Annotated in this window: 22 protein-coding genes; 12 read left to right on the top strand and 10 right to left on the bottom strand. The window is 67.2% G+C overall.

Translation table 11 applies throughout. The annotated features are described in order from the left end of the window. The first annotated feature begins 23 nt into the window (after window positions 1–23). The 6 genes from AB3K92_RS33110 (at window position 24) to AB3K92_RS33085 (ending at window position 5,515) form a co-directional block, all read left to right on the top strand. On the top strand, window positions 24–1,508 hold the full coding sequence (locus tag AB3K92_RS33110) for an NCS1 family nucleobase:cation symporter-1 (RefSeq protein WP_059651643.1): 1,485 nt from the start codon (window positions 24–26) through the stop codon (window positions 1,506–1,508). A gap of 10 nt (window positions 1,509–1,518) precedes the next feature. Beyond that, a complete protein-coding gene (locus AB3K92_RS33105) occupies window positions 1,519–2,310 on the top strand; it encodes an aspartate/glutamate racemase family protein (protein ID WP_369466608.1) in 792 nt (263 codons plus the stop codon). A 148-nt stretch (window positions 2,311–2,458) separates the two neighbouring features. Next, on the top strand, window positions 2,459–3,412 hold the full coding sequence (gene puuE / locus AB3K92_RS33100; RefSeq protein WP_027787128.1) for an allantoinase PuuE: 954 nt from the start codon (window positions 2,459–2,461) through the stop codon (window positions 3,410–3,412). Then, on the top strand, window positions 3,409–3,930 hold the full coding sequence (uraD, locus tag AB3K92_RS33095; protein WP_021160361.1) for a 2-oxo-4-hydroxy-4-carboxy-5-ureidoimidazoline decarboxylase: 522 nt from the start codon (window positions 3,409–3,411) through the stop codon (window positions 3,928–3,930). Before puuE ends, uraD begins: the two co-directional genes overlap by 4 nt. 62 nt (window positions 3,931–3,992) lie before the next feature. Beyond that, window positions 3,993–5,006 carry an allantoicase gene (gene alc, locus AB3K92_RS33090; RefSeq protein WP_021160362.1) on the top strand — a complete coding sequence of 338 codons (1,014 nt, stop codon included), beginning with the start codon at window positions 3,993–3,995 and terminating at the stop codon, window positions 5,004–5,006. Beyond that, window positions 5,003–5,515 (top strand): ureidoglycolate lyase, encoded by a 513-nt coding sequence (locus tag AB3K92_RS33085; protein WP_021160363.1) that lies wholly within the window; start codon window positions 5,003–5,005, stop codon window positions 5,513–5,515. Before alc ends, AB3K92_RS33085 begins: the two co-directional genes overlap by 4 nt. 86 nt (window positions 5,516–5,601) lie before the next feature. Here AB3K92_RS33085 and AB3K92_RS33080 read toward each other — a convergent pair whose 3' ends face one another. Continuing rightward, complete coding sequence (locus AB3K92_RS33080; RefSeq protein WP_060049134.1) at window positions 5,602–6,567, bottom strand: LysR family transcriptional regulator; 966 nt, start codon at window positions 6,565–6,567, stop codon at window positions 5,602–5,604. 152 nt (window positions 6,568–6,719) lie between these two features. Here AB3K92_RS33080 and AB3K92_RS33075 point away from each other — a divergent pair, with 152 nt between their 5' ends. Continuing rightward, window positions 6,720–7,124 (top strand): RidA family protein, encoded by a 405-nt coding sequence (locus AB3K92_RS33075; protein ID WP_042975609.1) that lies wholly within the window; start codon window positions 6,720–6,722, stop codon window positions 7,122–7,124. A 26-nt stretch (window positions 7,125–7,150) separates the two neighbouring features. Here AB3K92_RS33075 and AB3K92_RS33070 read toward each other — a convergent pair whose 3' ends face one another. Continuing rightward, a complete protein-coding gene (locus AB3K92_RS33070) occupies window positions 7,151–7,966 on the bottom strand; it encodes an aminotransferase class IV family protein (protein ID WP_369466607.1) in 816 nt (271 codons plus the stop codon). Between the two features lie 134 nt (window positions 7,967–8,100). Here AB3K92_RS33070 and AB3K92_RS33065 point away from each other — a divergent pair, with 134 nt between their 5' ends. Beyond that, complete coding sequence (locus AB3K92_RS33065) at window positions 8,101–9,021, top strand: LysR substrate-binding domain-containing protein (protein WP_369466606.1); 921 nt, start codon at window positions 8,101–8,103, stop codon at window positions 9,019–9,021. Window positions 9,022–9,102: 81 nt separating this feature from the next. Then, on the top strand, window positions 9,103–9,513 hold the full coding sequence (locus AB3K92_RS33060) for an ACT domain-containing protein (RefSeq protein ID WP_021160367.1): 411 nt from the start codon (window positions 9,103–9,105) through the stop codon (window positions 9,511–9,513). Window positions 9,514–9,614: 101 nt separating this feature from the next. Here AB3K92_RS33060 and AB3K92_RS33055 read toward each other — a convergent pair whose 3' ends face one another. Continuing rightward, on the bottom strand, window positions 9,615–10,808 hold the full coding sequence (locus tag AB3K92_RS33055) for a urate hydroxylase PuuD (RefSeq protein WP_021160368.1): 1,194 nt from the start codon (window positions 10,806–10,808) through the stop codon (window positions 9,615–9,617). A gap of 52 nt (window positions 10,809–10,860) precedes the next feature. Further along, entirely contained in the window at window positions 10,861–11,214 is a 354-nt protein-coding gene (uraH, locus tag AB3K92_RS33050) for a hydroxyisourate hydrolase (RefSeq protein ID WP_011657188.1), read from the bottom strand. Window positions 11,215–11,732: 518 nt separating this feature from the next. Here uraH and AB3K92_RS33045 point away from each other — a divergent pair. Then, window positions 11,733–13,145 carry an 8-oxoguanine deaminase gene (locus tag AB3K92_RS33045; RefSeq protein ID WP_069273093.1) on the top strand — a complete coding sequence of 471 codons (1,413 nt, stop codon included), beginning with the start codon at window positions 11,733–11,735 and terminating at the stop codon, window positions 13,143–13,145. A gap of 147 nt (window positions 13,146–13,292) precedes the next feature. Here the strand turns inward: AB3K92_RS33045 and AB3K92_RS33040 are convergent, their stop codons facing one another. Both AB3K92_RS33040 and AB3K92_RS33035 read right to left on the bottom strand, forming a co-directional pair. Further along, window positions 13,293–14,222: a LysR substrate-binding domain-containing protein gene (locus tag AB3K92_RS33040; RefSeq protein ID WP_006478550.1), complete on the bottom strand. Its 930-nt coding sequence runs from the start codon at window positions 14,220–14,222 to the stop codon at window positions 13,293–13,295. Between the two features lie 222 nt (window positions 14,223–14,444). Further along, complete coding sequence (locus tag AB3K92_RS33035) at window positions 14,445–14,654, bottom strand: dodecin (protein WP_021160372.1); 210 nt, start codon at window positions 14,652–14,654, stop codon at window positions 14,445–14,447. Window positions 14,655–14,789: 135 nt separating this feature from the next. Here AB3K92_RS33035 and AB3K92_RS33030 point away from each other — a divergent pair, with 135 nt between their 5' ends. Continuing rightward, a complete protein-coding gene (locus AB3K92_RS33030) occupies window positions 14,790–15,683 on the top strand; it encodes an NAD(P)-dependent oxidoreductase (RefSeq protein WP_048020970.1) in 894 nt (297 codons plus the stop codon). Between the two features lie 66 nt (window positions 15,684–15,749). Here AB3K92_RS33030 and AB3K92_RS33025 read toward each other — a convergent pair whose 3' ends face one another. From AB3K92_RS33025 to AB3K92_RS33010, 4 genes are all read right to left on the bottom strand, one after another. Next, window positions 15,750–16,196 (bottom strand): hypothetical protein, encoded by a 447-nt coding sequence (locus tag AB3K92_RS33025; protein ID WP_027784713.1) that lies wholly within the window; start codon window positions 16,194–16,196, stop codon window positions 15,750–15,752. Window positions 16,197–16,529: 333 nt separating this feature from the next. Then, window positions 16,530–16,961, bottom strand: coding sequence for a large conductance mechanosensitive channel protein MscL (gene mscL / locus AB3K92_RS33020; RefSeq protein WP_006487991.1), 432 nt, complete (start codon window positions 16,959–16,961; stop codon window positions 16,530–16,532). A 233-nt stretch (window positions 16,962–17,194) separates the two neighbouring features. Next, window positions 17,195–18,358 carry a tetratricopeptide repeat protein gene (locus AB3K92_RS33015; RefSeq protein WP_369466605.1) on the bottom strand — a complete coding sequence of 388 codons (1,164 nt, stop codon included), beginning with the start codon at window positions 18,356–18,358 and terminating at the stop codon, window positions 17,195–17,197. 90 nt (window positions 18,359–18,448) lie between these two features. Then, a complete protein-coding gene (locus AB3K92_RS33010; protein WP_021160377.1) occupies window positions 18,449–19,129 on the bottom strand; it encodes a PspA/IM30 family protein in 681 nt (226 codons plus the stop codon). 443 nt (window positions 19,130–19,572) lie between these two features. Here AB3K92_RS33010 and AB3K92_RS33005 point away from each other — a divergent pair, with 443 nt between their 5' ends. After that, complete coding sequence (locus tag AB3K92_RS33005; RefSeq protein ID WP_021160379.1) at window positions 19,573–22,092, top strand: penicillin-binding protein 1A; 2,520 nt, start codon at window positions 19,573–19,575, stop codon at window positions 22,090–22,092. Window positions 22,093–22,119 lie beyond the last annotated feature (27 nt).

Below are 22,119 nucleotides of genomic sequence, written 5' to 3'. Positions count from 1 at the left end.
TCCGGTCGCGTCAAGGAGAAGTCATGGCTCAGTTCAGTGTGGCGCACGATAGCGCCTATCCGGCGGATGAAGGCGGCGAGGGCGGCGACCCGACGCTGCCGAAGGGTTACAGCGAACGTCTGTACAACGAAGATTTGGCACCCCTTAAAAACCAGACATGGGGTTCGTACAATATCTTCGCGTTCTGGATGTCGGATGTGCACAGTGTGGGCGGCTACGTGTTCGCGGGCAGCCTGTTCGCGCTCGGGCTGACGAGCTGGCAGGTGCTGATCGCGCTGATCGTCGGGATCAGCCTCGTGAACGTGCTGTGCAACCTGATCGCACGGCCGAGCCAGCAGATCGGCGTGCCGTATCCGGTCGCGTGCCGCGCGACGTTCGGCGTGCTCGGCGCGAACGTGCCGGCCGTGATTCGCGGGCTGATCGCGATCGCGTGGTACGGCATCCAGACCTATCTCGCGTCGAGCGCGCTCGTGATCGTCGTGCTGAAATTCTTCCCGCAATGGCTGCCTTACGCGGACGTGCATCGCTACGGCTTCCTCGGGCTGTCGGCGGTGGGCTGGGCCGGCTTCATGCTGCTGTGGGTGCTCCAGGCGTTCGTGTTCTGGAACGGGATGGAGACGATCAAGAAGTTCATCGACTTCGCGGGCCCGGCCGTCTACGTCGTGATGTTCATCCTCGCCGGCTACATGGTGTGGCGCGCGGGCTGGCGCAACATCGGCATCAACCTCGGCGGCGTCAAGTATCACGGCGCGGAAGTGATTCCGGTGATGATCACGGCCGTGTCGCTGGTCGTGTCGTACTTCTCCGGGCCGATGCTGAACTTCGGCGATTTCTCGCGCTACTGCCGCTCGTTCGGCGACGTGAAGCGCGGCAATTTCTGGGGGCTGCCGGTCAACTTCCTCGCGTTCTCGCTCGTCACGGTGATCACGACGGCAGCGACCTTGCCCGTGTTCGGCGAACTCATCACCGACCCGGTCGAGACGGTCGGCCGCATCGACCATCCGACCGCGGTGATCCTCGGCGCGCTGACGTTCACGATCGCGACGATCGGCATCAACATCGTCGCGAACTTCGTGTCGCCCGCGTTCGACTTCTCGAACGTCGCGCCGCGCCTGATCAGCTGGCGCGCGGGCGGGATGCTCGCGGCCGTCGCGTCGATCTTCATCACGCCGTGGAACCTGTTCAACAACCCGGCCGTGATCCACTACACGCTCGACGTGCTCGGCGCATTCATCGGCCCGCTGTACGGCGTGCTGATTGCGGACTTCTACCTCGTCAAGCGCGGCCGGCTCGTGCGCGACGACCTGTACACGATGTCGGAAAGCGGGACGTACTGGTACACGGGCGGCGTGAACCGCCGCGCGCTCGCCGCGCTGTTGCCGGCCGCGGTGATCGCGATCGTGTGCGTGATGGTGCCGGGCTGGCAGGGCGTCGCGAACTTCTCGTGGTTCATCGGCGCGGGGCTCGGCTTCGTGTTCTACCGGCTGCTCGTGAACACGAAGGCCTGAGGAGCGTGCGATGAAGATCCGGCTGATCAATCCGAATACGACGCAGCGGATGACCGAGGCGATGGGCCGCTGCGCGCGCGAGGTCGCGGCCGCCGGCACGGAGATCGTGGCGGTGAGCCCGCCGATGGGGCCGCCGTCGATCGAAGGGTATTACGACGAGGCGCTCGCGACACCGGGGCTGCTTGCCGAGATCGCGCAAGGCGAGCGCGACGGCTGCGACGCATACGTGATCGCGTGCTTCGGCGATCCGGGCCTGTACGCGGCGCGCGAACTCGCGCGCGGGCCGGTGATCGGCATCGCCGAGGCCGCGATGCATGCGGCGAGCGTGCTCGCGCCCGGCTTCTCGGTCGTCACGACGCTCGCGCGCACCTGCGGGATGGCGTGGCACCTCGCGGAACGCTACGGGATGAAGCGCTTCTGCCGCAACGTGCGCGCGACCGACGTCGCGGTGCTCGAGCTCGACCGGCCGGGCTCGGCCGCGCGGCGGATCATCGTCGACGAATGCCGGCGCGCGCTCGACGAGGACGGTGCCGACGCGATCGTGCTCGGCTGCGCGGGGATGGCCGAGTTCGCGCACGAAATCGAGCAGCAGATCGGCGCGCCGGTGGTCGAGGGCGTCACCGCGGCGGTCAAGTGGGCCGAGGCGCTCGTCGCGCTGCGCCTCGCGACGGCGAAGCGCGGCGATTACGCGCGGCCGCTGCCCAAGCGCTACGACGGCGCGTTCGCCCGCTTCAGCCCGCCGGGCGGGGACGAGGCAGAGCCGGCCCCGAATTTGCCGCAACCGCACATACACACCGTCTGACACGCACTATCTGCGCCGCTGTATGGGCGCGTATGGGCGTTTTCGCTACACTGGGCCGTCATCGCATCGGCCCGCGCGGCCGGCCTGCGGCACCCGCGCGGTCGATGCGAACCCATTATTTCAGCGAGCTTTCGCCGCACTTCGAACCATGTCACTCGATCCCAACTATCCTCGCGACCTGATCGGCTACGGCCGCCATCCCGTGCAGGCGAACTGGCCGGGGCGCGCCCGCGTCGCCGTGCAATTCGTGCTGAACTACGAAGAGGGCGGCGAGAACTGCGTGCTGCACGGCGATCCGGGCTCCGAGCAGTTCCTGTCCGAAATCGTCGGGGCGGCCGCGTATCCCGACCGCCACATGAGCATGGAGTCGATCTACGAATACGGTTCGCGGGCCGGCGTGTGGCGCATCCTGCGCGAATTCGAGAAGCGCGGGATGCCGCTGACGGTATTCGGCGTCGGCATGGCGATCGAACGCCACCCGGAGCTCGCGCGCGCGTTCGTCGAGCTGGGCCATGAAATCGCGTGCCACGGCTGGCGCTGGATCCACTACCAGAGCATGACGCCGGAACTCGAGGCCGAACACATGCGCCTCGGAATGGAAGCGATCGAGCGCGTGACGGGCGAGCGCCCGCTCGGCTGGTACACCGGCCGCGACAGCCCCAACACGCACCGTCTCGTCGCGGAATACGGCGGTTTCCTGTACGACTCCGACAACTACGGCGACGACCTGCCGTTCTGGATGGACGTCGAAGTGTCGGGCGGCAAGACGTCGCCGCAGCTGATCGTGCCGTATACGCTCGACACGAACGACATGCGCTTCGCGACGCCGCAGGGCTTCAACACCGGCGATCATTTCTTCGACTACCTGCGCGACGCGTTCGACGTGCTGTACGCGGAGGGCGACGAGGCGCCGAAGATGCTGTCGATCGGCATGCACTGCCGGCTGCTCGGCCGGCCGGGCCGTTTCCGCGGGCTGCAGCGTTTCCTCGATCACATCGAAAAGCACGATCGCGTATGGGTGACGCGCCGTGTCGATATCGCGCGTCACTGGCGTGAACATCATCCGTATCAGCCCAATCATCGAAACGAAGGGAAAGCATGAAGGCGATGCGCTACACGTTGGATCAACTGAACACGATGGCGCCGAGCGCATTTGTCGCGGCGCTGTCGGGGATCTTCGAACATTCGCCTTGGGTGGCCGAAGTCGCCGCCGGCGAGCGGCCGTTCGCGAGCATCGACGCGCTGCACAAGACGATGTCGGGTGCCGTGGAATCGGCCGGCGAAGCGCGCCAGCTCGCGCTGATCAACGCCCACCCGGAACTGGCCGGCAAGGCCGCCGTGCGCGGCGAGCTGACGGCCGAGTCGACGCGCGAGCAGAGCGGCGCGGGCCTCGACCAGTGCACGCAGGAAGAGTTCGACAAGCTGCTGACGCTGAACCGCACGTATCGCGAGAAGTTCGGCTTCCCGTTCATCCTCGCGGTGCGCGGTTATGACCGGCACGGCATCATCGCGAACTTCGAGTCGCGCGTGAATCATTCGCGCACCGAGGAACTGCGCGCGAGCCTCGACCAGATCTACCGGATCGCGCGCTTTCGCCTCGACGACCTGATCGACGCCTGACACCGCAGTACGGCCCGCTGCGTCGCAGCGGCCGGATCGCCTCACTGAAACAAGGAAACATCATGGCTGTTCCGCTTCTCGATCCCAACGCACCCGAATTCACGCGGCGCTACGTGAATCTTGCCGACCCGCGTCTCGGTGCGCAGGCGCTCGAGGCCAGCGACGATTTCTTCGCGCCGAAGGACCGCATGCTGAACCCCGAGCCGGCCGTCTTCATTCCCGGCAAGTACGACGACCACGGCAAGTGGATGGACGGCTGGGAAACGCGCCGCAAGCGCACGACGGGCTACGACTGGTGCATCGTCAAGCTCGCGCGCCCGGGCGTGATCAAGGGCTTCGACATCGACACGAGCCACTTCACCGGCAACTTCCCGCCGGCCGCGTCGATCGAGGCCGCGTTCGTGGCCGACGGCGCGCCGACGCATGCGACCGAGTGGGTCGAGATCGTGCCGTCAACGACGCTGCAGGGCAACAGCCATCACTATGTCGACGCGAGCGACGCGCGTGCGTTCACGCACCTGCGCGTGAACATCTACCCGGACGGCGGCATTGCACGCCTGCGCGTGTACGGCCAGCCGCAGCTCGACTGGGCCGGCGCGAGCGCGACCGAGCAGTTCGACCTCGCGGCAATGGAAAACGGCGGTTACGTGGTGGCCGCGAACAACCAGCACTTCGGCGTCGCGTCGAACCTGCTGCTGCCGGGCCGCGGCGTGAACATGGGCGACGGCTGGGAAACCCGCCGCCGCCGCGAACCGGGCAACGACTGGGCGATCATCGCGCTCGCGCAGCCGGGCGTGATCCGCAAGATCGAAGTCGATACCGCGTTCTTCAAGGGCAACTATCCGGATCGCTGCTCGATCCAGGCCGCGTACGTGTCGGGCGGAACGGACAGCTCGCTGATCACGCAGTCGATGTTCTGGCCGGTGCTGCTCGGCGAACAGAAGCTGCAGATGGACAAGCAGCACTACTTCGAACAGGAGATCGCGTCGCTGGGCCCCGTCACGCACGTGCGCCTGAACATCATTCCGGACGGCGGCGTGTCGCGCCTGCGTCTGTGGGGGACGCTCGACAAATGAAGACGCTTGTCATCGAACCGCTGACAAAGGAAGCGTTCGCGCCGTTCGGCGACGTGATCGAAACGGAAGGGGCAAAGCAGATCCCGATCAACCTCGGCACGACGATCCGCTTCCACGATCTCGCGAAAGTCGACGTGACCGACGAAGATGGCCGCACGCTCGTCAACCTGTTCCGCGGCCAGCCGCGCACGCTGCCGTTCGAAGTGAAGATGCTCGAACGGCACCCGCTCGGCAGCCAGGCGTTCGTGCCGCTGAACGACCAGCCGTATCTCGTCGTCGTGGCGCCCGCGGGCGATCTCGATCCGGCGAAGATCCGTGCGTTCGTGACGAGCGGGTGGCAGGGCGTCAACTATGCGAAGGGCGTGTGGCATCACCCGCTGATCGCGCTGGGCGGCGTCAGCGACTTCATCGTCGTCGATCGCGGCGGCGACGGCCTGAACCTGAACGAGCAGGACCTGCAGGAATCGCTGTGGCTCACCGACGAGGCGCTGCACGCGCTGACGGCCTGAGTCGTCGCCGGCGGTTCCGCCATTCCCGGTCCAAAACCCGCGCACGTTGCGCGGGTTTTTTCATGGTGCCGCCGTTTCGACGCGATTCAGGTCGCCGCGGTCTTGCGCGCGTCGCGCGAACCATGGGCGCCGCGGCGCCGGTTCGCGACCGGCGCATGCTCGGCGATCAGCCCGGCGGCCCAGTCGATGAAGACACGCAGCTTCGCGCTGACGTGCCGGTTCGGCGGGAACGCGACGTACATCGGCATCGGTTCGAGCTGCCATCGCTCGAACAGCGGCACCAGTTCGCCACGGGCGCGATGCACGCCGGCCATGTAGTCGGGCAGCCACAGAATGCCCAGCCCGGCGAGGCCGGCCTCGAGGTACGCATTACCGTCGTCGACCGCGAGCACGTAGCGTCCGCGCACGGTGATCCGCTCGCCGTCGCATGCCATCGCAAACGGCAACGGCTTGCCGGTGCGCGCCCACAGGAACCCGACGATCCGGTGATGCGAGTCCTCCAGCTCGTCCGGATGAGCCGGCGTGCCGGCACGCGCGAGATAGGCCGGCGACGCGTACACGCCGAGCCGCAGGTCGCCGACATGCCGCGCGACCAGCGAGCGGTCGGTCGGCTCGCCGCCGCGCACGACGCAGTCGACGTTTTCGCCAATCACGTCCACCACGCGGTCGCTCACGCCCATGTCGAGCTGGATGTCCGGATAGCGCGCATGGAACGCGGGCAGCGCGGGGATCAGGATCAGGCGCGCGAACGGGCTCGGCACGTCCACGCGCAACCGCCCGCGGGGCGTCGCGGACGCCGCGGACAAGCTGGTTTCGGCATCGTCCATGTCGGCCAGCAGCCGCACGACGCGGTCGTAGTACGCGGCGCCGTCCGCGGTGACGACAACCTTGCGCGTCGTGCGGTTGAACAGCTTCACGCGCAGCCGTGCCTCGAGCTGCTGCACGAGTTGCGTGACGGTGGTGCGGCTCATGTGCAGTGTCTCGGCGGCCTTCGTGAAGCTGCCGGCTTCCACCACGCGGGCGAATGCCTGCATTGCGTCGAATCGGTCCATCGGGTCAGGGCTCCGCGTCGGTCGGGAATTGTTTGAGGCGCGCAAACAGTGTTGGACAGGGTTGCCGGTTTATTCACCGCGCCACCGTCCTTAAAGTGCCTTCATCGTCGATGCCGGGGCGGTTTCGCCCCACCAACCGAAGGAGGTGCTGAATGGTAAAGCGTAGCGTGGTTTTTCCGCCCGGTCGGCGGGCACTGTACGAGCGCAACCGCTATTCGCCGGCGCTGCGCTCGAACGGCTTCCTGTTCGTGTCCGGGCAGGTGGGCAGCCGCGAGGACGGCTCGCCTGAACCGGAACTGGGCGCGCAGGTCCGCCGCGCGTTCGACAACCTGAACGCGGTCCTGCGCGCGGCCGGCTGCACGTTCGACGACGTCGTCGACGTGACGGTGTTCCTCGTGGATCCCGAAGCGACGTTCGAGCGGATCTGGGAGATCGTCCCCGAGTACTGGGGCGACGCGCCTTATCCGACGCTGACTGCCGTCGGCGTGACCTGGTTGTACGGCTTCCAGTTCGAGATCAAGGCGATCGCGCGGCTGCCGGAGACGGTCGACGGGTGAGCCATGCCCGACACGGGGCCCGCGCGTCACGGCGCGACGGGCATTTCCTGTTCATACGCACGATGCAGCAGCGCGACGAGCGACGACGAGTCCGGCAGCGTCGCCGTGCCGAACCGGCGCACGGCGACACCGGGTGTCCACGAATTCATCACGACGGCGCCGGCCATCGACGGCAGATCGGCCGGCGTCAGTTCGCGATCGCGCTGTGCGACGCCCAGGCGTGCCAGTTGCCGGCGCACGATGCGCATCGTGACGCCGCCGAGCATGTCCGCCACCGGCCACACAACCGTGTCGCCGGTCCAGAACGCCAGATTCCAGATCGAGCCTTCGCTGATGCGCCCGTGGCGATCGACGAATGCCGCATCGTCGAATCCCTGCGCGATCGCGCGGCGCAGGAAGTGCGTCTTGGCGACTTCGCCGACATGCTTGATTTCCGGCAGCACGCGCTCGTATTCGAACAGCGCGAGATCGAGCGGGCCCGCCGGCCCCGACGACGGTGCGGCGGTGCGCACCAGCACGTCGAGCGCTTCGTCGTCGCGCGGCGCGACGAATTCACCCGTCGTCGCATGCACGGTCGCCGTCAGCGACAGCGCCGACGGCGCGCGCTCGAGCGCAGCGCGCAGGAGCGCGCGAATCCGGTCGTTGGGCAGTGCCTGGCCGAACAGTGCGTTCGACGCATCGCGCAGCCGCGCGAGATGCAGGTCGAGGCCGCGTACGCGGCCGTCGCGCACCTGCATCGCGGTGAAATGCGCGTGGCCCGCGAATGCGAGCGGCGCGAGCGCGTCCGGGGTGGCGGCGCCGCCGTTGAGCTGAACGACGGACGGGAACGGGGCAATGGTCATCGGCGGATCTCCGGGTTCGGTCGCGAGCGCGGGGCGGCTCGCGGCATCGTCAAGAAAGCCTATTGTTTGCGGATTGATGGCATCTTGAAAAACGAGTAGTTTTGGAACGGTCATCAAATCCGGTTTGAAGATCGATGGAACGCATGTGGCCCGGTACGCGCGCGCTGAGGACGTTCGATGCGGCGGCGCGGCACCTGAATTTCTCGCGGGCGGCCGACGAGGTCGGGCTGACGCCGGCGGCAGTCAGTCATCAGATCAAGGAAATCGAGGCGCAGCTCGACGTCGTACTGTTCGTCCGCACGAGCCGCAGCATCCGGTTGACGCCGGCCGGTGTCGTGCTGGCCGCCGCGGCCGCCGATGCGCTGGCGGGCCTGCAGCGCGCGACGGCCCGGGCGCGGCGCATCACGCGGGAGCAGACGGAGTTGCGCGTGTCGGTCGGCGCGCGTTTCGCGACGCACTGGCTGCTGCCGCGCCTGCCGCGTTTCAGGGACGCGCATCCGGCGTTCGAGCTGACGTTCGACATCACCGACCGGTTGCGCGATTTCGACGAGGACGACGTCGATATCGCAATCCGCTTCGGCACCGGGCGTTATCGCGACGCGTGCGCGCAGCGCCTGTTCGATACGTCGGTCGTCGCGGTCTGCGGCCCGGCACTGCTGTCGGCCGGGCCGCCGTTGCGCAAGCCGCGCGATCTGCTGCGCCATACGCTCTGCCATGTCGACTGCGAAGTCGACGGCGTGACCTGGCCGCGCTGGTCGGCGTGGATGGCCGCGGCCGGCGTCGACGGTTTCGACGACAGCCGGTGCGTGTCGTTTCCGGATTCGAGCCACGTCGTGCAGGCCGTGACGGACGGCACGGCGGTCGGTCTTGCGGAACCGCACATGATCGCGCGCGATCTCGCGGAAGGGCGCGTCGTGCAGCTGTTCGACGTGAACGTCGGGGTGGCGCCGGGCCTTGCGTATCACGTCGTGTATCCCGAACGCACGCAGGACGATCCGCGCATCGTCGCACTGCGCGGCTGGCTCGCGGACGAAGTCGCGACGATGCGCGCGTAGTTGTAGCTGTGGCAGCGACGGCGCATGCTATCGTGCCCGCGTCTCCACCGCACGATGCCCGGTTCCGGGCGTGTTCTTCCGATGAGCCAACCTGAAAACGACCTCGCGATCCTGCTGCGCACGATGCAGCCCGAACTGCATCCGGGTGCGTTCGCCTTCGTGTCGCTGCCGGCCGATGCAGACGTATCGTTATCCGAAGTCATTGCGACGTTCCGCGAAGCGGAAGGGCTGACGGTCGTGGTCGACGAGGAAACGGCTGCACGTCGCGGCTGGCCGGTGCTGTTCCGCTCGGCCTGGATCACGCTGACCGTGCATTCCGACCTGGCGGCCGTCGGCCTCACGGCGGCGTTCGCGCGGGCACTCGGCGCGGCCGGCATCAGCTGCAACGTGATGGCGGCCGCTTACCACGATCACATCTTCGTGCCGTTCGACGACGGCCCGCGCGCGCTCGATGCGCTCGTCGCGCTCCAGCGCGGCGCGACGCGCGGCTGACGCGCGCAGGGCATCCGGGCCGCGCCAAAAAAAACGGGCCCGTCACCGGGCCCGAGAACGGAGAGGATTGCACCGGGCACTCACACCCGGCGCGCGGCGGCTTACTTGTTCGCGCCACCCTCGAACCAGGCGGCGAGCTTCGTCCGCTCGTCGTCGGTCATGTGCGTGACGTTGCCGATCGGCATCGCCTTCAGGCGCACGGCCTGCTCGTAGATACGCTGGGCGTTCTTCGACACTTCGTCCGGCGTGTCGAACATCACGCCCGCGGGCGCGCTGCCCATCAGCGTCGGCTTCGACGAGTGGCACTCGACGCAGCGTTGCTGCAGGATCGGCATGATGTCGTTGATCACGATCTTCGGTGCGTTGGCCGCTTGCGCTTCCGGCGCGACCGGCTTCGGCATCGTCCAGACCAGCGCGCCCGACAGCAGCGCGACGCCGCCGATCGGCAGGTACCACAGCTGCTTGCCGCGGTGACGCATCACGAAGAACTGGCGGATCAGCGCGCCGGCCAGCATGATCAGCACGAGCACGACCCAGTTGAACTTGTTCGTGTAGGTCATCGCGTAGTGGTTCGACAGCATCGCGAACACGACCGGCAGCGTGAAGTACGTGTTGTGCACCGAGCGCTGCTTGCCGCGCTTGCCGTAGATCGGGTTCGGCTCTTCGCCCTTGAGCATCTTGTCGACCATCTTGCGCTGGCCGGGGATGATCACGAAGAACACGTTCGCCGACATGATCGTCGCGAGCATCGCGCCGACGATCAGGTAGGCGGCACGGCCCGCGAAGATATGGCACGCGAGGTAGGCGGCGGCGACCACGTAGATGCCGACGCAGATGCCGAGCACGCGGTCGTTGGTGCCGAGGATGCGGCACAGCGAGTCGTAGACGATCCAGCCGGCCGCGAGGAAGCCGAGTGCGGACGCGACGGCGACCACCGGGCCCATGTCGAGCACGCTCTTGTCGATCAGGTAGGTGTTCGGTGCGAGCAGGTACAGCACGAAGAACAGCGAGAAGCCCGACAGCCAGGTCGTGTACGACGGCCACTTCGACCAGTGCAGGTCATCCGGCATTTCTGGCGGGGCGACCGTGTACTTCTGCATGTTGTAGAAACCGCCGCCGTGGACATGCCACAGCTCGCCGAACACACCGCGCTTGCGCTGGTTCGGGTCGGTCGGCGGTTTCAGGCTGTTGTCGAGCGCGACGAAATAGAACGACTCGCCGATCCACGCAATGGCGACGATGACGTGCAGCCATCGCAGCGCGAGGTTCAGCCAGTCGGTGATGAAGCCTTCCATGAAACTCCTCCAGACTCAAATCGTTTGTTTGATGCGGGCGCTGATTCGAATGTCAGCTGCCGCGATAGGTGCTGTACGACCACGGCGACACGAGCAGCGGCACGTGGTAGTGCGAAGCGGTGTCGGCGATGCCGAAGCGCAGCACGACGCGGTCGACGAAACGGGGTTCGGGCACCTTCACGCCGAGCGACGCGAAGTAGTCGCCGGCATGGAACACGAGTTCGTATTCGCCGGCGGCGAGCGCGGCGCCTTCGAGCAGGGGTTCGTCGCAGCGGCCGTCGCTATTGGTCAGCACGGTCTTGATCGCGCGGCGCGATTCGCCGTCCAGCGCGTAGAGGTCCACCTTGATGGCCGCGCCGGGACGGCCGTGCGCCGTATCGAGTACGTGGGTAGTGAGCTTTCCCATTCGTTGAGTCCTTGTGTGAATGCGAGGTTCGGCGGCGACTCGATCCATTGACTGTGCGGCGGATCGAGGCTCCACGTCACGTGGCTACATACCCGTCGGCGAGATTGAAGCGAGCGCCGTGCAGGCATTGTAAAAAGGTTCCCCGCGCAAATACGGGCGCGATATCAAAGATAATGCGCCGCGCATGAGCGGCTGTCGACGGTACGCCGGACACCGCTTCCGGCGCGCTTTTCGGGTGTTTCCGGCCTTCCGCCGGGCGGTGCGCGGCGTACCATATCGAAACCGTGAAGCGCGGTATTCCGGATCGCGCATTGTGTGCAGCGCGTGCTTGGGCGATCCTCCCGCCGTGCGCGTCGGCCTGTGGCCCGCGCGTACCCCGAAGACGGCGAGCACGCCGGGTAACCGGGCCAGGGCGTTCGAACGGACGCAGGCACCGGAGCGTGCCGCGATTCAGCGTTCGAACGGCTGTGTGACCGCCACCAGGATCAGCGCCTGGGGCAGACCGACGCGGAGAACGCATGAACCTCGAGCAGCACGCTGGCGCACGCGCGCCGAACCCTTCCTCATCCCGCCCGAAAACCCTGCTGGTCAAGCACGCCGACGTGCTCGTGACCATGGACGACACGCGCCGCGAGCTGCGCGACGCCGGGCTCTACATCGAAGACAACCGGATCGTCGCGGTCGGCCCGAGCGCCGAACTGCCCGATACGGCCGACGAAGTGCTGGACCTGCGCGGCCATCTCGTGATCCCGGGGCTCGTGAACACGCACCACCACATGTACCAGAGCCTGACGCGCGCGGTGCCGGCCGCGCAGAATGCCGAACTGTTCGGCTGGCTCACGAACCTTTACCGGATCTGGGCGCACCTGACGCCCGAGATGATCGAGGTGTCGACGCTCACCGCGATGGCCGAGCTGCTGCAGTCGGGCTGCACGACGTCGAGCGACCACCTGTACATCTACCCGAACGGCAGCCGCCTCGACGACAGCATCGGCGCCGCGCAGCGGATCGGCATGCGCTTTCACGCGAGCCGCGGCGCGATGAGCGTCGGCCAGCGCGACGGCGGGCTGCCGCCCGATTCGGTCGTCGAGCGCGAGCCCGAGATCCTGCGCGACACGCAGCGCCTGATCGAGACCTATCACGACGAAGGCCGTTACGCGATGCTGCGCGTGGTGGTCGCGCCGTGCTCGCCGTTCTCGGTGAGCCGCGAGCTGATGCGCGACGCGGCCGTGCTCGCGCGCGAATACGGCGTGTCGCTGCACACGCACCTCGCGGAGAACGTCAACGATATCGCGTACAGCCGCGAGAAATTCGGGATGACGCCGGCCGAATATGCGGAAGATCTCGGCTGGGTCGGCCACGACGTGTGGCATGCGCACTGCGTGCAGCTCGACGATGCGGGCATCGGCCTGTTCGCGCGCACCGGCACCGGCGTCGCGCACTGTCCGTGCTCGAACATGCGGCTCGCGTCGGGCATCGCGCCGGTGAAGAAGATGCGTCTCGCGGGCGTGCCGGTCGGCCTTGGCGTCGACGGCTCCGCGTCGAACGACGGCGCGCAGATGGTCGCGGAAGTGCGGCAGGCGCTGCTGCTGCAACGGGTCGGTTTCGGGCCCGATGCGATGACCGCGCGCGAAGCGCTCGAGATCGCGACGCTCGGCGGCGCGAAGGTGCTGAACCGCGACGATATCGGCGCGCTGAAGCCCGGCATGGCCGCCGACTTCGCCGCATTCGACCTGCGCCAGCCGCTGTTCGCGGGCGCGCTGCACGATCCGGTCGCGGCGCTGGTGTTCTGCGCGCCGTCGCAGACGGCATACACGGTGGTGAACGGGAAGGTGGTGGTGCGCGAGGGGCGGCTGGCGACGCTCGATCTGCCGCCTGTCATCGCGCGGCATAACGCGCTGGCGCAGGCACTCGTGGAGGCGTCGCGCTGATGCCGTGAGCGGGAGAGTGCGCCGCGCGCTGCACGTCGGGCGCGTGGCGGCCGAGGCCGGGACCCGTCACGCGCGGCCGCACGAGGCCACTTCGGGCCACTTCGGGCCACGCCGCAGCGGCGTGGCCGGCGCGCGCGTCGTGCGCGCTTACGCTTCGATCAGCGTGCGGGTGGCTTCGGCGACGAGGCTGCGCAGCCAGCGCACTTCGTCGGAGTAGTGGCAGCGCTCGTGCCACAGCTGGTAGTACTGCATCGGCGGGAAGTCGAGCGGTGCCGGCACGACCGACAGCGGCAGGAACTTCGCGTAGTGATCGGCGAACAGGCGCGTCGTCGTGAAGATCAGGTCGGATTTCACGAGCACGTACGGCGCGAGGTTGAAGTACGGCAGCGTGACGACCACGTGGCGCTTCAGGCGTTCGCGCGCGAGATGCACGTCGATCGCGCCGCGCTGGCCGACCGAGTACGGTGTCGGCGCGAGATGCGGCGCGTTCAGGTACTGGTCGAGCGTGAGCCCGCCGCGCTTCGCGAACGGGTGCGTGTTGCTCATCAGGCAGACGATTTCGTCGACGAACAGGTTCGACAGATGCAGCTGCTCGGGCGGTTCCGGCCAGTTGCCGACGACGATGTCGAGCTTGCCGTCCTCCAGCGCGAGCTCGTAGTCGAATGCGGGGCCGAGCGAATGGAACTCGAGCGTCGCGTTCGGCGCGGCCAGGCGAAAGCGCTCGACGACGGTCGGCACGAACAGCACGTTCAGGTAGTCGGGGCAGCCAATTCGGTAGCAGCGGATCGACGTGGCCGGGTCGAAGTTGTGCTGCTGGAACTTGATCCGCTCGATTTCACGCAGCGCGTTCTGCACGGGCTCGAGCAGGCGCAGCCCGTATTCGGTCGGCACCATGCCGGATTTGCCGCGCACCAGCAGCGGATCGCCGGTGATGTCGCGCAGGCGCCGCAGCGCGGCGCTGATCGCCGGTTGCGACTGGTTCAGTTTGACGGCCGCGCGCGTGACGCTGCGCTCCATCAACAAGGTGTGCAAGACGCGCAAGAGGTACGTGTCGATCGCCTCGCGTTGCTGACTCATGATTTCTCCGGGTTATATGTCTGGGCTGATCGAGGGGTACTGTGGGTATATCGTTTTTAATATGAACGAAAGTCAGCGTCAAGAGATGGATACCCGCACGCACCCGCCGGCCGGGCCTCGACAAGGGGCCTGAACGGGGCTGCAAGCGGGCGCGCCGCGCCGTGCGGAGGCACGTGTAGTGCGACTCCGGATCGCGGCGCGGCGTGGGATGCGACGGGCGCGTCAGTCGTCGATGCGCATGCCGACCTTCAGCGTCACCTGCCAGTGAACGACCTGGTCGCCTTCGATGTGGCCGCGCGTTTCGGTCACCTGGAACCAGTGCAGGTTGTGCAGCGTCTTGCCGGCTTTCGAGATCGCGTTGCGGATGGCGTCATCGCTCGATTGCTGTGACGAACCGGTCAGTTCGATCATCTTGTACACGTGGTCGCTCATGATGCGCTCCCTGGGATATCGGCATATATCGCCGGTGCAGGTCGCGTTCCCGAAGCGGCGCCGCGCATGCCCGGCTTCTTGAGTGATAGGTATGATGGGCGGCAAGTGCAACCCATATCGGAGACGAGGAACATCGTGGAAGTCGGATTTTGCGGACCGGGATTGATGGGCGCGCCGATGATTCGGCATTTGCTGGCGGCCGGGCATCGGGTCAGCGTGTGGAATCGCTCGCGCGACAAGGCCGAGGCGCTCGTGAAGGACGGCGCGCAAGTGGCCGGCACGCCGCGTGAACTGGCGGAGCGCGTCGATACGGTATTCGTGTGCGTGCTCGACGGCCGCGCGGTGGGCGACGTCGTGTTCGGCGAGCACGGGCTGCTGGCCGGCGATGCCGCCGCGCGTCGCCTGCAACGCATCGTCGATCATTCGAGCATCCCGCCCGCCGCGACGCGCGATTACGCGGCGCGCGCGGCCGCACTCGGCGTTGGCTGGATCGATGCGCCCGTATCGGGCGGCGTGCCCGGCGCGCAGGCCGGCACGCTCGCGGTGATGGCGGGCGGCCGCGCGGCCGATCTCGACACGGTGCGGCCGCTGATCGACACGTACGCGTCGCGCATCACGCACATGGGCGACGCGGGCGCGGGGCAGACGGCGAAGCTGTGCAACCAGGCGATCGTCACCGCGACGGTGACCGCGATTGCCGAGGCCGTCGGCCTCGCGCAGGCGAGCGGCATCGATGCCGCCCGCCTGGCCGAAGCGCTGGCCGGCGGCTGGGCCGATTCGGTGCTGCTGCAGACGTTCGTGCCGCGCATGACGTCGGGCGGTCATGCACCGATCGGCGCGCTCGGCACGTTCCAGAAGGACGTCGATGCGATCGCCGACGCGGCGCGCGACACGGGTGCGGTCATGCCGGTGTCGGCCACCGTGCAGCAGGTGCTGCGGCTGGGCGCCGCGCAAGGGCTCGCCGGCGCCGATTTCGCCGCGTTCATCGACATCGTGCGGCCCGGCAACGGGCGTCGCCAGGCGTCGTGACGGGCAAGCGGGGCGCGTGAATGGCAGATGGGCCGCCCGGAGGCGGCCCATCGAATGGCAGGCGGATCAGCCGAGGGAGCGGGGTGTCGTGTCGCCGGCGTTCTGGCGGCCGAGCCCGCCGCGCAGGCTCGCTTTCGTGCCTGCACCAAACTCGGGCAGGATGCGCGCACGCGCACGGCTGGCGAACACGAGGAAACCGAAGCCGTTCGCTTCGTACCAGTAACCACCGTTCTCGAGGCCGTCGAGCGGCTGCTCGAGTGCGTTGGCGATCGATTCGATGCAGCGCTTGCGCAGCTCGGCGATGGCGGGATAGGGCGGCTGGGCGCCGCGCACGCTGCACAGGAGCACGTCGAGACCGGGCAGCACGTGGGCGTACAGGACGGGTTCGTCCTGCGCGCGGGCGCGGGCAATCTTGGTGTCGAGCTGGGCAAACGGTTTCGAGTGGCGCAATACCGCGAGGAATGACTCCTGGCCATCCTGCTGGGCACGCCGACGTTTTTTCGGGAAGGACATAAACACTCGCCTCAAAAACAATTGCAAGAAATGCGGCATTTTCATGCGACCCACTCCCGGCTATGTACGCCGCATGTCGATCCTTTATAGCACACGAAAATGCTGCCTTCGTGCAGTACGACGATCAATGTCTCCCGTCGACCTGCTCGCCATGATCGACACAGCCAGCGTCTTGGCGCCCGTACTGTCGTTTAGTCTCCATCATAGACCTGCTTTTCCCGCGCGTGCATTCGCTCGTCACAAAAAAGTGAGACAGGCCGCATGCGGCGGTGCATCGCGCGCGCAATAAAAAGGCCCGCACGGGGCGGGCCTGGCAGGCGGGGTGCTCGGCGATCAGCGCTGCTTCAGCGAATCGCGGATCTCGCGCAGCAGCACCGTGTCTTCCGGCGTCGCGGCCGGTGCGGCTTCTTCCGGCTTGCGCAGCTTGTTGATGAATTTCACCATCAGGAAAATGATGAACGCGAGGATGACGAAATTGATCGCCACGGTGATGAACGAGCCGTAGCCGAACGCGGCGACACCCGCGGCCTGCAGGTCCTTGAACGAATCGGGATTACCCTTGAACGTCGGGGGGATGGTGCCGAGCAGAACGAACTTGTTCGAGAAATCCAGACCGCCCGTCAGCACGCCGATCACCGGCATGATGAGGTCTTTCACGACCGAGTCGACGATCTTCGAGAACGCGCCGCCGATGATCACGCCGACGGCGAGATCCATGACGTTGCCCTTGACGGCGAACTCCTTGAATTCCTTGATGATGCTCATGAGCGGCTTTCTCCTGTTGGGGGGCGAGGGGAGGCGTGCCGCGACGCGCGGGGATGCGGAGCGTCGAATGAGGGTCGGTGGCACGCCGATGGCCGCATGATAGCGAACGCTCCCCATTGCCGGTAGTCCATCTTGAAATGATTGACAAATCCGCGCGCCGGCGCGGCCGGCGATGAAGGGGAGCGTGGCGTGCGTTGCAGCGCGTCGCGGGTGTGTCGACGCGCTGCGCGGCGTCAGGTGTTGTCGTCGGTCCAGCCGTCGTCGTTGCTGCCGAGGTCCATGCCGCCGCCGCCGTTGCCGTCGCTCCAGTTCGACGCATCGCCGCGGCCCAGGTCGAAGCCCGGGTCGTTCTCCTGCCGGCGGCGTTCGCCGTCGACGATCACGTCGCGTTCGACCACGCGCTCGCGGCCGCCCGACATCGCCTCGCCGAGCAATACGCCCGTCAGCAGCCCGCCCATGCCGCCGCCGAAACCGCCGCCGCCTTGCTGGATCACGACGGGCGGTTGCTGTTGCGGGTAGGGTGGCGGCGGATACGGCTGGCCCTGCGCGCCCGTCATGCGATCGGCTTCCTGCGCATACACGGAGCCGCTGCCGTTCGCCGGTGCAGCAGGTTGCGCGGCCGGGTCGGGACGCCCTTCGACGCGTGCCTTCACGCTCGCATGGCGCTGTTCGAGTTCGTCGACGCGATAGGGCGGTACCGGATTCTTGCCGTTGGACAGCGTTTCGACGAGCGTGCGCGCGTCGGTCTCGATCGCTTCGAGTTCGCCCGTGAGCGCCGCGGCGCCCGGCGCCGTCGACAGCTTCGCGTCGAGCTTCAGCGGGCGGATGTCGTTCAGCACGTCGGTGGCACGCTTGAGCTGCGTGCGGCGTTCGTCGTCGGCGCGGCTGTCGTCGGCCGTGCGCGCGCGCCGCAGCGTCCAGCGCAGCACCAGCGCGATCACCGCGACGATCAGCCCGAGGCCGATCCACATGCCGGTCGACGGGCCGTGTTTTTCGGCCGGCGCGGCGGCGGGCGCGAGCGACGATTGCAGCGTACCGGCCTGCGTCGCCGACGGCACGTTGGCGCTCACGCGCGCGGCGTCGGCGCGAATGCGCGACTCCGTCTGGGCAAAGCGCGACGCATCGGTGAACTTCAGTTGCGGATCGAGCGACTTCGCGCGCTGCAGCTGCGCGAGCGCATCGGACGCGCGGCCCTCGCGGTCCAGCACCTGTGCATACAGGTAGCGCGCGTGCGCGTTGTTCGGATGGGCGTCGATGACTTGCGACAGCTGCGTGTCGGCCTGCTGCCAGTTGCGTTGCGCGATCGACTGCTCGACCTGCTGCAGCGACGGGACCGCAAACGCGGCGGACGACAGCAACATCAGCGAGAGGCCGAGTGCGGCGAGAGATTTCTTCATGGTCGAACCGGGCGCAGGCGCCCGTCTCCTGACGATCGGTTCGCGCCGCACGCCCGGGACGGGCGGCGGCGCGGTTGCCCGCAGTTGCCGTTACTGCGCGGGCGTGTCGAGCTGCTTCTTCAGCGCGGCGAGGCGATCCTCGACCGACGGGCCCTTGTTCAGCGCGGCGAGCTTGTCGTCGAGTGCCTTGCCGCTCGACGTGTCGGCGGAATTGAGGCGCGCGTCCGAGCGGGCGTTCTGCAGCGCGACCTTGTCCTCGAGCTTCTGGAAGTCTTCGGACAGGTTCTTGCCGCCGATGCCGCCCAGCGCGCTGGCCGCGACGTCCTTCGCCTGTGCGATTTCCTGCTTGGCCTGCAGGATGTTCGAGCGTGCATTCAGGTCGTTGCGGCGCTGACGCATGTCGGCGATCTGCCCCTTCAGCTTGTCGACCGACGGCTCGAGCGTCGACAGTTCGGCCGCGAGCGCGTCACGCTCGGCTTCCGCGTTCGACTGCGCGCCGAGCGCCTCGCGTGCGAGCGCCTCGTCGCCGGCCTGCAGCGCGCGTTTCGCGCCGTCCTCGTACTTCTTCACCTTGTCGTCGGCCGCATCGCGCTTGCTGCGCTGGGTCGCGACCTGTGCCTCGATCTCGATCAGCGAATTCTCGGCACGACCGATGCTGTCGTCGAGCTCCCGCACGATCTGCCGTGCGTCGCGCGACGGATCCTGTACCGAATCGGCCGCATCGTTCAGCAGGCCTTTGATCGTGCGCGAAACAGAGTCGAAAAGCGACATGAAATCCTCCGTGATTGAAAGGCGCCGCGTCACCGCGGCAGTGCCCGTAGCGAGCCGGTTTCGACCCGCATGAGCCGGCGGATATTACACCACCGGTTCACTTAAATACGGCTTAAACGCGCGAGTTCAAGCCGCGTGCGCATCAGGATGTCGAACCTTTCGCGGTTGAAAGAAAATCGACCGTGCGCACCATATTGCGTGTCCATGATAGGCAGAGGATGCCGACAATACGTTCCTCAAATCACGGCATTGCGGGAATTTTTACAAAAAATCGCGAAGGCACCCGGTCGATTTCATTAAAATGCGCTGTCACGTCGCGGGAACGGATCGCCGCGCGGCGGGGTCTGTCGACGTGACAGCCGCATCACGCTGTACCCGCTCTGATTCATCCGCTTGCATTTCCGCATGCGTCCGAGGGTGCCACGTACGCCCGCCATTCCGACATGCCAATTATCAAACGACCGCCTTCTTCTTCCGACAGGAACGAACCCCACTACACGCTGCGCCGTTCGCCGTCCGGAGCCTATTACCCCGATGACGACGATCGCGACGACGACCGCCGCACCCAGCGCAGCAGCGGCGGCGGAGGGCGCCGTCGCTCGTTCGGCTCGCGCGTCGCGCTGTGGTTCGCCGGCCTGTTCGCGACGCTGGCGATCGTCGGCGCGCTGATCGTCGGCTACGCGCTGGTCGTGATGGCGCCGCAACTGCCGTCGCTCGATGCGCTGACCAACTACCAGCCGAAGGTGCCGCTGCGCGTGTTCACGGCCGATCACGTACTGATCGGCGAGTTCGGCGAGGAGCGCCGCAGCCTCGTGCGGTTCCAGGACATTCCCGACGTGATGAAGAAGGCTGTGCTCGCGATCGAGGACTACCGCTTCTACGAGCACGGCGGTGTCGACTTCGTCGGCATCCTGCGCGCGGGCGTCGCCGACCTGATGCACGGCGGCGCGCGCCAGGGCGCGAGCACGATCACGATGCAGGTCGCGCGCAACTTCTTCCTGTCGAGCGAGAAGACCTACACGCGCAAGATTTACGAAATGCTGCTCGCGTACAAGATCGAGAAGGCCCTGACGAAGGACCAGATCCTCGAGCTGTACATGAACCAGATCTATCTCGGCCAGCGCTCGTACGGCTTCGCGGCCGCCGCGCGCGTGTATTTCGGCAAGGACCTGAAGGACATCACGCTCGCGGAAGCGGCGATGCTCGCGGGGCTGCCGAAGGCGCCGTCCGCCTATAACCCGGTCGTCAATCCGAAGCGCGCGAAGGTGCGCCAGGAATACATCCTGAAGCGCATGCTCGAGGTCGGCTACATCACGCAGCCGCAGTACGACGAGGCCGTGAAGGAAGAGATCCACGTGCGCACGCCGGGCAACCAGTACGCGGTGCACGGCGAGTACGTCGCCGAGATGGTGCGGCAGATGATGTACCAGCAGTACAAGGACGAAACCTATACGCGCGGGCTGACCGTCACGACGACGATCAATTCGGCCGACCAGGAAGCCGCATACCAGGCCGTGCGTCGCGGCATTCTCGACTACGAGCGCCGCCACGGCTATCGCGGGCCGGAAGCGTCGATCCAGCTGCCCGCGGCCGGCGACGACCGCGACGAGGCGATCGACGACGCGCTCGCCGATCACCCGGACAACGGCGACCTGCAGTCGGCGGTCGTGCTGTCGGCGTCGCCGAACGCGGTCGAGGTGCAGTTCGTCGGCGGCGCGACCACGACGATCGGGCCGGCCGGGCTGCGCTTCGTGTCGGCCGCATTGAGCCCGCGCGCGAACGATACGCTGCGCATCAAGCCGGGCTCGGTCGTGCGCGTGCTGAAGGACGGCAAGACGGGCTGGCAGGTCGTGCAGCTGCCGCAGGTCGAAGGCGCGCTCGTCGCGATCGCGCCGCAGGATGGCGCGATCCGCTCGCTCGTCGGCGGCTTCGACTTCAACAAGAGCAAGTTCAACCACGTGACGCAGGCATGGCGGCAGCCGGGCTCGTCGTTCAAGCCGTTCATCTACTCGGCGTCGCTCGACAAGGGCATGGGGCCGGCGACGATGATCAACGACGCGCCGCTGTACTTCCCGCCGAGCGTGCCGGGCGGCACCGCCTGGGAGCCGAAGGACGACGACCAGCCGGACGGCCCGATGACGATGCGTACCGGCCTGCAGCGTTCGAAGAACCTCGTGTCGATCCGGATCCTCGCGTCGATCGGCACGCAGTATGCGCAGCAGTACGTGACGCAGCGCTTCGGCTTCGATCCCGCGAAGACGCCGCCTTACCTGCCGATGGCGCTCGGCGCGGGCCTCGTGACGCCGCTGCAGCTCGCGACGGGTTATGCGGTGTTCGCGAACGGCGGCTACAAGGTCGATCCGTACCTGATCGCCGAGGTCGACGACGCGCGCGGCCAGCCGCTGCAGAAGTCGCAGCCGGTGCTGGCGGGCAGCACGGCCCCGCGCACGATCGAAGGCCGCAACGCGTACGTGATGAACAGCCTGCTGCATTCGGTCGCGACGGCCGGCACGGGCGCGGGCACCAACGCACTGGGCCGCAGCGACCTGCAGGGCAAGACCGGTACGACGAACGACGCGAAGGACGGCTGGTTCGCCGGCTACCAGCAATCGCTCGTCGCGGTGGCATGGATGGGCTTCGACCAGCCGAAGAGCCTCGGCAGCCGCGAGTTCGGCGCGCAGCTGGCGCTGCCGATCTGGGTGAACTACATGCGCACCGCGCTGAACGGCGTGCCCGAGCAGCAGATGCCGATGCCGGACGGCCTGACCTCGATCGACGGCGAGCTGTACTACGCAGATCGCACGCCGGGCAACGGCTTCGTCGCGAACGTCGACATCAACCCGGCCGAGAACGCGATCAGCGCGAACGACGCGCTGGGTTCGGCCGGTGCGGCCGGGCTCGCGCCACCGCCCGTCACGCCGCAGGAGAAGCAGCAGATCATGGACATGTTCGAGAACAAGTAAGCGGGATACCGCTGTTCATGCATGCGA

The sequence above is a fragment of the Burkholderia sp. Bmkn7 genome, assembly GCF_041103175.1.
Lineage (GTDB): Bacteria > Pseudomonadota > Gammaproteobacteria > Burkholderiales > Burkholderiaceae > Burkholderia > Burkholderia cepacia.
The sequence above is the reverse complement of the archived record's forward strand: the minus strand, read 5'-3'. Positions and strand labels throughout refer to the sequence as shown.

Coding starts and splice junctions, on each gene's coding strand:
- AB3K92_RS33110 (WP_059651643.1), top strand. CDS start 24: ATGGCTCAGTTCAGTGTGGCGCACGATAGCGCCTATCCGGCGGATGAA.
- AB3K92_RS33105 (WP_369466608.1), top strand. CDS start 1,519: ATGAAGATCCGGCTGATCAATCCGAATACGACGCAGCGGATGACCGAG.
- puuE (WP_027787128.1), top strand. CDS start 2,459: ATGTCACTCGATCCCAACTATCCTCGCGACCTGATCGGCTACGGCCGC.
- uraD (WP_021160361.1), top strand. CDS start 3,409: ATGAAGGCGATGCGCTACACGTTGGATCAACTGAACACGATGGCGCCG.
- alc (WP_021160362.1), top strand. CDS start 3,993: ATGGCTGTTCCGCTTCTCGATCCCAACGCACCCGAATTCACGCGGCGC.
- AB3K92_RS33085 (WP_021160363.1), top strand. CDS start 5,003: ATGAAGACGCTTGTCATCGAACCGCTGACAAAGGAAGCGTTCGCGCCG.
- AB3K92_RS33080 (WP_060049134.1), bottom strand. CDS start 6,567: ATGGACCGATTCGACGCAATGCAGGCATTCGCCCGCGTGGTGGAAGCC.
- AB3K92_RS33075 (WP_042975609.1), top strand. CDS start 6,720: ATGGTAAAGCGTAGCGTGGTTTTTCCGCCCGGTCGGCGGGCACTGTAC.
- AB3K92_RS33070 (WP_369466607.1), bottom strand. CDS start 7,966: ATGACCATTGCCCCGTTCCCGTCCGTCGTTCAGCTCAACGGCGGCGCC.
- AB3K92_RS33065 (WP_369466606.1), top strand. CDS start 8,101: ATGGAACGCATGTGGCCCGGTACGCGCGCGCTGAGGACGTTCGATGCG.
- AB3K92_RS33060 (WP_021160367.1), top strand. CDS start 9,103: ATGAGCCAACCTGAAAACGACCTCGCGATCCTGCTGCGCACGATGCAG.
- AB3K92_RS33055 (WP_021160368.1), bottom strand. CDS start 10,808: ATGGAAGGCTTCATCACCGACTGGCTGAACCTCGCGCTGCGATGGCTG.
- uraH (WP_011657188.1), bottom strand. CDS start 11,214: ATGGGAAAGCTCACTACCCACGTACTCGATACGGCGCACGGCCGTCCC.
- AB3K92_RS33045 (WP_069273093.1), top strand. CDS start 11,733: ATGAACCTCGAGCAGCACGCTGGCGCACGCGCGCCGAACCCTTCCTCA.
- AB3K92_RS33040 (WP_006478550.1), bottom strand. CDS start 14,222: ATGAGTCAGCAACGCGAGGCGATCGACACGTACCTCTTGCGCGTCTTG.
- AB3K92_RS33035 (WP_021160372.1), bottom strand. CDS start 14,654: ATGAGCGACCACGTGTACAAGATGATCGAACTGACCGGTTCGTCACAG.
- AB3K92_RS33025 (WP_027784713.1), bottom strand. CDS start 16,196: ATGTCCTTCCCGAAAAAACGTCGGCGTGCCCAGCAGGATGGCCAGGAG.
- mscL (WP_006487991.1), bottom strand. CDS start 16,961: ATGAGCATCATCAAGGAATTCAAGGAGTTCGCCGTCAAGGGCAACGTC.
- AB3K92_RS33015 (WP_369466605.1), bottom strand. CDS start 18,358: ATGAAGAAATCTCTCGCCGCACTCGGCCTCTCGCTGATGTTGCTGTCG.
- AB3K92_RS33010 (WP_021160377.1), bottom strand. CDS start 19,129: ATGTCGCTTTTCGACTCTGTTTCGCGCACGATCAAAGGCCTGCTGAAC.
- AB3K92_RS33005 (WP_021160379.1), top strand. CDS start 19,573: ATGCCAATTATCAAACGACCGCCTTCTTCTTCCGACAGGAACGAACCC.